This is a genomic window from Streptomyces atriruber (genome assembly GCF_001418325.1).
Classification (GTDB): Bacteria; Actinomycetota; Actinomycetes; order Streptomycetales; family Streptomycetaceae; genus Streptomyces; species Streptomyces atriruber.
In genome coordinates, this window is the sequence record NZ_LIPN01000434.1 from 1 (window position 1) to 7,766 (window position 7,766).

8 protein-coding genes, 1 other RNA gene and 1 pseudogene are annotated in these 7,766 nt (G+C 68.4%); 1 reads left to right on the top strand and 9 read right to left on the bottom strand.

The features are described from left to right. The 7 genes and pseudogenes from AOK03_RS34935 to ftsE all read right to left on the bottom strand — a co-directional run. A pseudogene (locus AOK03_RS34935) lies at window positions 1-340 on the bottom strand (collagen-like domain-containing protein); the annotation flags it as partial. After that, entirely contained in the window at window positions 337-609 is a 273-nt protein-coding gene (locus AOK03_RS34940; protein ID WP_055569407.1) for a hypothetical protein, read from the bottom strand. The gene AOK03_RS34940 and the pseudogene AOK03_RS34935, both read right to left, overlap by 4 nt. A 250-nt stretch (window positions 610-859) precedes the next feature. Next, window positions 860-1,248, bottom strand: a transfer-messenger RNA (tmRNA) gene (ssrA, locus tag AOK03_RS40375). 137 nt (window positions 1,249-1,385) lie between these two features. After that, entirely contained in the window at window positions 1,386-1,907 is a 522-nt protein-coding gene (gene smpB, locus AOK03_RS34945) for an SsrA-binding protein SmpB (protein WP_055569408.1), read from the bottom strand. Between the two features lie 18 nt (window positions 1,908-1,925). Beyond that, complete coding sequence (locus AOK03_RS34950; RefSeq protein ID WP_055569409.1) at window positions 1,926-3,143, bottom strand: S41 family peptidase; 1,218 nt, start codon at window positions 3,141-3,143, stop codon at window positions 1,926-1,928. 78 nt (window positions 3,144-3,221) lie between these two features. After that, on the bottom strand, window positions 3,222-4,139 hold the full coding sequence (ftsX, locus tag AOK03_RS34955; protein WP_055569410.1) for a permease-like cell division protein FtsX: 918 nt from the start codon (window positions 4,137-4,139) through the stop codon (window positions 3,222-3,224). A gap of 52 nt (window positions 4,140-4,191) precedes the next feature. After that, window positions 4,192-4,881 (bottom strand): cell division ATP-binding protein FtsE, encoded by a 690-nt coding sequence (gene ftsE / locus AOK03_RS34960; protein WP_055569411.1) that lies wholly within the window; start codon window positions 4,879-4,881, stop codon window positions 4,192-4,194. 263 nt (window positions 4,882-5,144) lie between these two features. On the opposite strand from ftsE, the gene AOK03_RS34965 reads away from it, so the two are divergent. Then, window positions 5,145-5,336, top strand: coding sequence for a hypothetical protein (locus tag AOK03_RS34965; RefSeq protein ID WP_055569412.1), 192 nt, complete (start codon window positions 5,145-5,147; stop codon window positions 5,334-5,336). Between the two features lie 158 nt (window positions 5,337-5,494). Here AOK03_RS34965 and AOK03_RS34970 read toward each other — a convergent pair whose 3' ends face one another. Both AOK03_RS34970 and prfB read right to left on the bottom strand, forming a co-directional pair. Beyond that, the gene (locus tag AOK03_RS34970; RefSeq protein WP_055569413.1) at window positions 5,495-6,139 is read right to left on the bottom strand and encodes a hypothetical protein; all 645 of its coding nucleotides are present in this window, start codon (window positions 6,137-6,139) and stop codon (window positions 5,495-5,497) included. A 286-nt stretch (window positions 6,140-6,425) separates the two neighbouring features. Continuing rightward, window positions 6,426-7,532, bottom strand: coding sequence for a peptide chain release factor 2 (gene prfB, locus AOK03_RS34975; protein WP_055569414.1), 1,107 nt, complete (start codon window positions 7,530-7,532; stop codon window positions 6,426-6,428). Between the last annotated feature and the right edge of the window lie 234 nt (window positions 7,533-7,766).

The window sequence follows — 7,766 nt, forward strand, 5'->3', positions numbered from 1 at the left end:
CCCCCTTCTCGCCGGGCTTCCCGTCCTCGCCGCGGGTTCCGGGGACGCCCGCGGGGACCCGCACCCGGGCCAGCAGGTCGTCGATGGCCTCGGCGGGGTCGGGGGCGGCGGGGGTGTCGCCGTGCGCGCGGACCTGGGCGCGCAGGGTGCGCACATCACGGGCGAGGGTGGACACCGCCTCACCGCGCCGGTCCGCCTCCGTCGCGAACCGGTCGGCGCGGCGGTCCCCCGCGTCGATCCTGGCCCACAGGATCACCGCCGCACCGGAGAGCGCGAGCAGCACACAGACCAGGAACACGGTGCGCCAGCGGTGGGCCAGGAGTCGCTCCAGCTGAATCACGGCGTGCCTCCGAGCCGTTCGTTGTCCATGAGCAGCCGGGCGATCTCACTCTGGTCGTGCGCGTGCAGGGCGTTCAACTCGGCTAACTTCGCGTCGCGCTCGGCGACCTGGCGTTCCAGCCTGTCCCGCTCGATCTGGAGTTTCTCCGTCAGACTGGAGTAGCCCATGAGCGCGTTCTCGCCACGCTTGCCGAGATACGCCACCACAGCCGCACCCAGGACCCCCAGGGTGGCGAGAACGGAGCCGAAGAGAGTGACGGTGGCATCCAAAGCGACTGCCTCCTGCTCCTGCCTACTCGGCCCTGGCGCTGTACCGCACGGCCGCTGCGAACCTGCACTCGCTGCCATAACGAGTCACATGACCGGAGGATGTGCCCTTCTCGTCGATTGCCGGTCCAACAGCCTTTCGACATACGGGAGTTGACGCGACCCGGCCCGCCGTCCGGGCGGGAGGGCGAGCGGGCGGGCATGGAAAAAGCCCCCTGGCCTGGGGCCAGAGGGCTTTCGCCGCACATGGGAATTGTGGAGATGGCGGGAATCGAACCCGCGTCCAACGGTGCAAAAGGAGGGCTTCTCCGAGCGCAGTTCGCTTCGATTTTCTCGGCCCCGGTGATCTCGCGAACAAGTCTCCGACGGGCCCAGTCACTGTTTGATTTCCCATCGAACCCCGTGACCGGGCTCGATGGTTTAGTTCCCTAGATTATGCCAGGATCCGAGTCGGGAACGTCCCCGGGCTGACACCCATTTAGGGTCCTTCAGTCACTGCTTATTAGGCAGCGAGGGCGAAGGACTGGGAATCGCGCTTAGAATTGGCGATTATTGGTTGCGACATATGGTTTACGAGATCATTGCCGCTTCCTCGGCTCGCTTCCCCTGCTTCAACATCCGCTGTCGAAACCGATCATCCCCATGTTGACCGCTATTGAATTAGATACTGCTCAAATCGTGCACCCGCTGTGAGGTGCGGTACCCATCGTACGTGACCAACGCACGACGGTGCCAGCCAATTCCCGCGCGGCCCGCCGGGGCCCCACGGGGCCCGCGGGCTAGGCGCCTCGCTGACGGCGCTTGGCCGACTCGATCGCGCGGTTCGTCTCGCGCAGGTCCTGCTTCTCCTTGAGCGCCTGCCGCTTGTCGTACTCCTTCTTGCCCTTGGCCAGCGCGATCTCGACCTTGACCCGGCTGTCCTTGAAGTACAGCGCCAGGGGCACGATCGTGTGACCCGTCTCCTGGGACTTCGACTCCAGCTTGTCGATCTCCGCGCGGTGCAGCAGGAGCTTGCGCTTCCGCGTGGCGGAGTGGTTGGTCCAGGTGCCCTGCACGTACTCCGGGACGTGGATGTTGTGCAGCCACGCCTCGCCGCGGTCGATGTGCACGAACCCGTCCACCAGGGAGGCACGGCCCAGCCGCAGCGACTTGACCTCGGTGCCCATGAGGACGAGGCCGCACTCGTACGTATCCAGGATGTGGTAGTCGTGCCGCGCCTTCTTGTTCTGCGCGACCATCTTCCGGGCGGGTGCCTTCTCAGCGGCCTTCGCGGCCTTGCGCTTTACCTTTTCCTTCGCCATAGTGCGGCCATTTTCGCACTACGAGGGGGGTCCGAGGCCAGTCAATACTGTCTCGGCCCGCTTCTCGGCCCCGTCCTCGGCCTCCAGGTCGGGGGTGATGCCCTGTCCGTCGACGGCACGCCCCGAAGGAGTGCGGTAGTGGCCGACGGTCAGCTCGGCGACGGAGCCGTCGGGAAGGCGGCTCGGCATCTGGACCGAGCCCTTGCCGAAGGTCTTGGAGCCCACCACGACGGCGCGCCCGCGGTCCTGGAGGGCGCCGGTGAGCAGTTCGGCCGCGCTCATCGTGCCGCCGTCGACGAGGGCGACCACGGGTCTGTCCGTGTCGCCGCCGCGCTCGGCGTGGAGCGCCTTCTGCTCGCCCCGCACGTCGTACGTGGCGACGAGGCCGCCGTCGACCAGGGCGGACGTGGCGGTGACCGCCTCCGACACCAGGCCGCCGGAGTTCCCGCGCAGGTCGAGCAGGATCCCGGCCCCCTCGGGGGCCTCGCGCACCGCGGCCCGCACGGCCTCCCCCGAGCCCTTCGTGAACGCGTCGACCTTGATCAGGACGGCGCCGCCGGACACCTCGGTGACCGTCACGGAGTCCGTGGAGAGCCTGGCCCGGTGCAGCTTCGCGCGCCACGCGCGCGTGCCGCGCTCCATGCCGAGGACCACCGGGGTGCCCTCGCGCGCGCCGCGCGTGCCCTCGCGCTCCCCACGCAGCAGGGCGAGGACCTCGGTCACGGGACGGCCCGTGACGCGCTTGCCGTCGATGGTGCGCAGCCGGTCGCCCTCGCGGATCCCGGCCCGGCCCGCGGGCCCGTCCTCCTGGACCCGGGAGACCTCGATGTGTCCGTCGGCCGCGCGCCGGGCCCACAGGCCGACGCCCGTGTACGCGCCGCCGAGGGCCTTCTCGAATTCCTGGAACTCCCCCGGTGAGTACACCGACCCCCAGCGGTCCCCGCTGCGGCTGACGGCCTCCTCGGCGGCCTCCTTGCCGGACTTGCCGTCGGCCATCGCCTCCGCGGCGGCGTCGGCGGCCTCGTCGGCGGTCCCGGCGTGGCCCTCCGGCGGCGCGAAGGCGTCCGAACGCACCGAAGGAGGCGGCTCATTCCCGCCGTCGTCCGCCGCGTCGCTCCAGGAGCCGGTGGCCGCGCCGGTGACGAGGACGCTCGCGAAGACCAATGTCAGGGTCGCCCCGCGGCGGATGCGGCGGGGCCCGGAGAACCGCTCGGCGAATCGGTCGAGGCCTGACATGACGGTGAGTCTAGGACAACGAGGGGCGCCGTACGGTGGGTTGAACCGCACGACGCCCTGACACGCTGAGGGCTCTTGTCACACCTTCAGGTACTTGCGCAACGCGAAGAACGCGGCAAGGGCGGGCATCAGCAGACCGATGGCGAGCACCAGCGGCAGCTTGGCGAGGACCGCGTCCCAGCCGATGAAGTTGATCAGGTTGATCTTCTCGGAGAGCTCCAGACCGTGGTCGATCATGAAGTACCGGCCGATCAACAGCATTCCGCAGGCGAGGCCTCCGCCGATGAGGCCGGCGACGGCGGCCTCCATGATGAACGGCATCTGGATGTAGAAGCTCGACGCGCCGACGAGCCGCATGATGCCGGTCTCCCGTCTGCGGCTGAACGCCGAGACGCGCACGGTGTTGACGATCAGCATCAGCGCGACGACGAGCATCAGCGCCATCACCGCCACGGCCGCCCAGTTCATGCCGTTCAGGAGCCCGAAGAGGTTGTCCAGATAGCCCTTCTGGTCCTGCACGGCCTGCACGCCGTCGCGCCCGGAGAAGGCGGTCGCGACCACCTGGTACTTCTCCGGGTCCTTCAGCTTGATGCGGAACGACTCCTGCATCTGGTCCGGCGTCAGCGAGCTGGACAGCGGGGAGTCGCCGAACTGCTCCTTGTAGTGCTTGTAGGCCTCGTCCGCCGACTCGTGGGCGACCTTGTCCACGACGGGCATCTTCTTCAGATCGCTGAGGATCTGGTCCTTCTGCTCGTTCGTGACGGCGCCCTTGGCGCACTTGGGGTCCTGCTCGGCGTCGGCCTTGTTGCACAGGAAGATCGAGACGTTGACCTTGTCGTACCAGTAGCCCTTCATCGTGCTCACCTGGTCACGCATGAGCAGCGAACCGCCGAACAGGGCGAGCGAAAGCGCTACGGAGACGATGACCGCGAAGGTCATCGTGAGATTTCGGCGGAGACCGACGCCGATCTCCGACAGGACGAACTGGGCGCGCATGGCGGCCTTTCAGTGGATCAGGTGGATCAGACGGTACGGGCGAGCTGGGCCGTCAGTGCTGGTAGCCGTACACGCCGCGCGACTGGTCGCGGACGAGGCGGCCCTTCTCCAGCTCGATGACCCGCTTGCGCATCTGGTCCACGATCTGCTGGTCGTGGGTGGCCATCACGACGGTGGTGCCGGTCCGGTTGATCCGGTCGAGCAGCTTCATGATGCCGACGGACGTCTGCGGGTCGAGGTTGCCGGTCGGCTCGTCGGCGATGAGGAGCTTCGGGCGGTTGACGAACGCGCGCGCGATCGCGACACGTTGCTGCTCACCACCGGAGAGCTCGCCGGGCATCCGGTCCTCCTTGCCGCCGAGTCCCACGAGATCGAGGACCTGGGGCACGGACTTGCGGATCTCGCCGCGGGACTTGCCGATGACCTCCTGCGCGAAGGCGACGTTCTCGCCGACCGTCTTGTTGGGCAGCAGCCGGAAGTCCTGGAAGACGGTGCCCAGCTGGCGGCGCATGTGCGGCACCTTCCAGTTGGACAGGCGCGCGAGGTCCTTGCCGAGGACGTGCACCTGGCCGTGGCTGGTGCGCTCCTCACGCAGGACGAGCCGCAGGAAAGTGGACTTTCCGGAGCCGGAGGATCCCACCAGGAAGACGAACTCGCCCTTCTCGATCTCGAGGGAGACGTCCCTGAGCGCTGGGCGGGTCTGCTTCGGGTAGGCCTTGGAGACGTTGTCGAATCGGATCACGGATGCACCACGGGTTGCCGGGGGTAGGTGAGCGTGACCATACGCGAAGCCGGTACGCGAGCGCAGTCGGCGTCCTGAGTTGCGCGAATTGTCACGGAAGCATCGGGGCACGAAACGGACGGCAAGGCTCCCCCGGGGGGCACGGAAACCGTCGGGAAGTGGCGGGCCGCGCCGAAATCCGCGGAAGCTGGCACAGTGGTAGGGGGAACGATTGGGTTCCCCCTAGCGTTGGGCAGGCTGAGACTGTGCGGGAGGAGGAGCGCATGACCCTGGATCGGTTGGTATGCGCGAACTGCGCAGCGCCCGTGAGTGAAGGCCGCTGCCCCGTGTGCCGGGCCAATCGCGAGCGCATGCAGCAGGAGAGCCTCTTCGCGGGGCTCAATCCCGCGGCATTGATAGCGCTGCTCGTGGTGCTGATCGCGGCGGTCGCGCTGCTGGCGCACCAGTCCGCGTAGAGACACCGTCGCTGCCGGACCGCGCAGGCGGCGCGGCACGACACGGCACGGCGCACCGAGAGTCACGACGCCGACACCGGTGTCACACGGAAGGGCCCGGAGCTTCGCGAAGCTCCGGGCCCTTCTTCATGCGTACGTGGCGTACGTCACCGCCTGGATCAGGCAGCGGCGCCGCGGTTGCCGACGAGGCGCGGCAGGATCCGGAAGCCGATGCCACCGGCGATCATCGTCGCGGCACCGATCAGCAGGAACGTGGTCTCGGCGGCGCCGGTCTCGGCCAGCTCCCCCTTGTCGCCCTTGTCGGCGCTGCTGCCGCCCTGCTCGACCGGCTTGGAGCCGGTGTCGCTCAGGCTGTCCTTGCCCTTGCCCTGCTCGACGGGGTTGGAGCCGCCGGCGGGGTCGTTGTCGTTGCCGCCGTTGCCGCCGCCGTTCCCGTTGCCCGGGTCGCTCGGGTCCGAGGTGGGCGGGTCGGTGGGGTCGGTCGGGTCCGTCGGGTCTTCCGTCGGCTCCGTGGGCTCCTCGGTCGGCTCGGTGGGCTCCTCCGTCGGCTCGGTGGGCTCCTCCGTCGGCTCCGTGGGCTCTTCCGTCGGCTCCGTGGGCTCATCGGTCGGCTCGTCCGGGCCCGGAACGTCCACGTCCACACCGACGCCGGTCTCGTCCGCGTGGGCGCCGACGCCCACGCCTCCGAGGTCGACGCCGACGTCGAGGGCCGAGGCGGCACCCGCGGCGGTCAGCGAGGCACCGGCGGCGATCACCGCACCGGCCGCTATGCGCGCGACACGGATCCGCGTCTTCTTCGTCATCTGGCTGCTACCCCCAGTAGCTGAATCGTCAATGAGGCAGCGTCCGGGGCTGCTGCGCTCGCCGCCGGGGGCGTTCGATCGGCCCCCACAGATCCCACGCGCCCCAGAAATGCGCATGCCGCGCGCCAGCCTTTCCACTTTTCACAGCAGCGTCAAGGTCGTTGCGGGCGCGATGTCCTAAATTGGGGGAGTTGACCGGCGTACGGAGATGTGACTGTGACGAAAAAGGTAACTGCGGCCCTTGAGGCCGCAGTTACCTTGTCGATAAAGCCGTTCTCGGCGGCTTTTACTTCTCCTGCTGCTTGCGCCAGCGAATTCCGGCTTCCAGGAAACCGTCGATCTCGCCGTTGAAGACGGACTCGGGGTTTCCGACCTCGAACTCCGTCCGCAGGTCCTTCACCATCTGGTAGGGGTGCAGGACGTACGAACGCATCTGGTTGCCCCAGGAGTTGCCGCCGTCACCCTTGAGGGCGTTCATCTTCGCCTGCTCCTCCTGGCGGCGACGCTCGAGGAGCTTCGCCTGGAGGACGTTCATCGCGGTCGCCTTGTTCTGGATCTGCGAGCGCTCGTTCTGACAGGAGACGACGATGCCGGTCGGCAGGTGGGTCAGGCGGACCGCGGAGTCGGTCGTGTTGACGCCCTGGCCGCCGGGGCCCGAGGAGCGGTACACGTCGATGCGCAGCTCGCTCTCGTCGATCTCGATGTGGTCGGTCTGCTCGACCACGGGGAGGATCTCGACGCCCGCGAAGGAGGTCTGGCGGCGGCCCTGGTTGTCGAAGGGCGAGATGCGGACGAGGCGGTGGGTGCCCTGCTCGACGGAGAGCGTGCCGTAGGCGTACGGCACGTTGACGGCGAAGGTGGTCGACTTGATGCCGGCCTCTTCCGCGTACGACGTCTCGTAGAGCTCCGTCTTGTAGCCGTGGCGCTCCGCCCAGCGCAGGTACATGCGCTGCAGCTTCTCGGCGAAGTCGGAGGCGTCGACGCCGCCGGCCTCCGCGCGGATGGTGACGACGGCCTCACGGGAGTCGTACTCCCCGGAGAGGAGGGTCCTGACCTCCATCTCGTCCAGCGCCTTCTTGACGGCGGTGAGCTCGGACTCCGCCTCGGCGCGGGTGTCCGGGTCGTCCTCCTCCTCGGCCATCTCGAACAGCACGCCGAGATCGTCGATGCGCCCACGGAGCGCTTCGGCCTTCCTGACCTCCGCCTGGAGGTGGCTCAGCTTGCTGGTGATCTTCTGCGCCGCATCCGGGTCGTCCCAGAGGGAGGGTGCGGCCGCCTGCTCCTCGAGCACGGCGATATCGGCCCTCATCTTGTCGAGGTCCAGGACGGCCTCGATCGACTCCATGGTCGAGGAGAGGGACTTGAGCTCTTCGGATACATCGACGACTGCCACGACTCCAGCGTAACGGCTACGGCAAGCGGGACCGGCCGGGTGGGTTCTCCAGGGAGACCTGGACCACTCTCCTCCGGCGCCCCGGCGGCCTCCGTTGCGCCTCCTCCGCGGCTCCCCTGCGGCTCGGGGGCGAGTCCCTACCCCGCCGCTGCGCGGCGGATGCCTCCCACCCGTGCACCCCGCACCGCACGGCTCTGTAGGAACGGCCCACCACGACGGGGCGTCGCCGGAAGG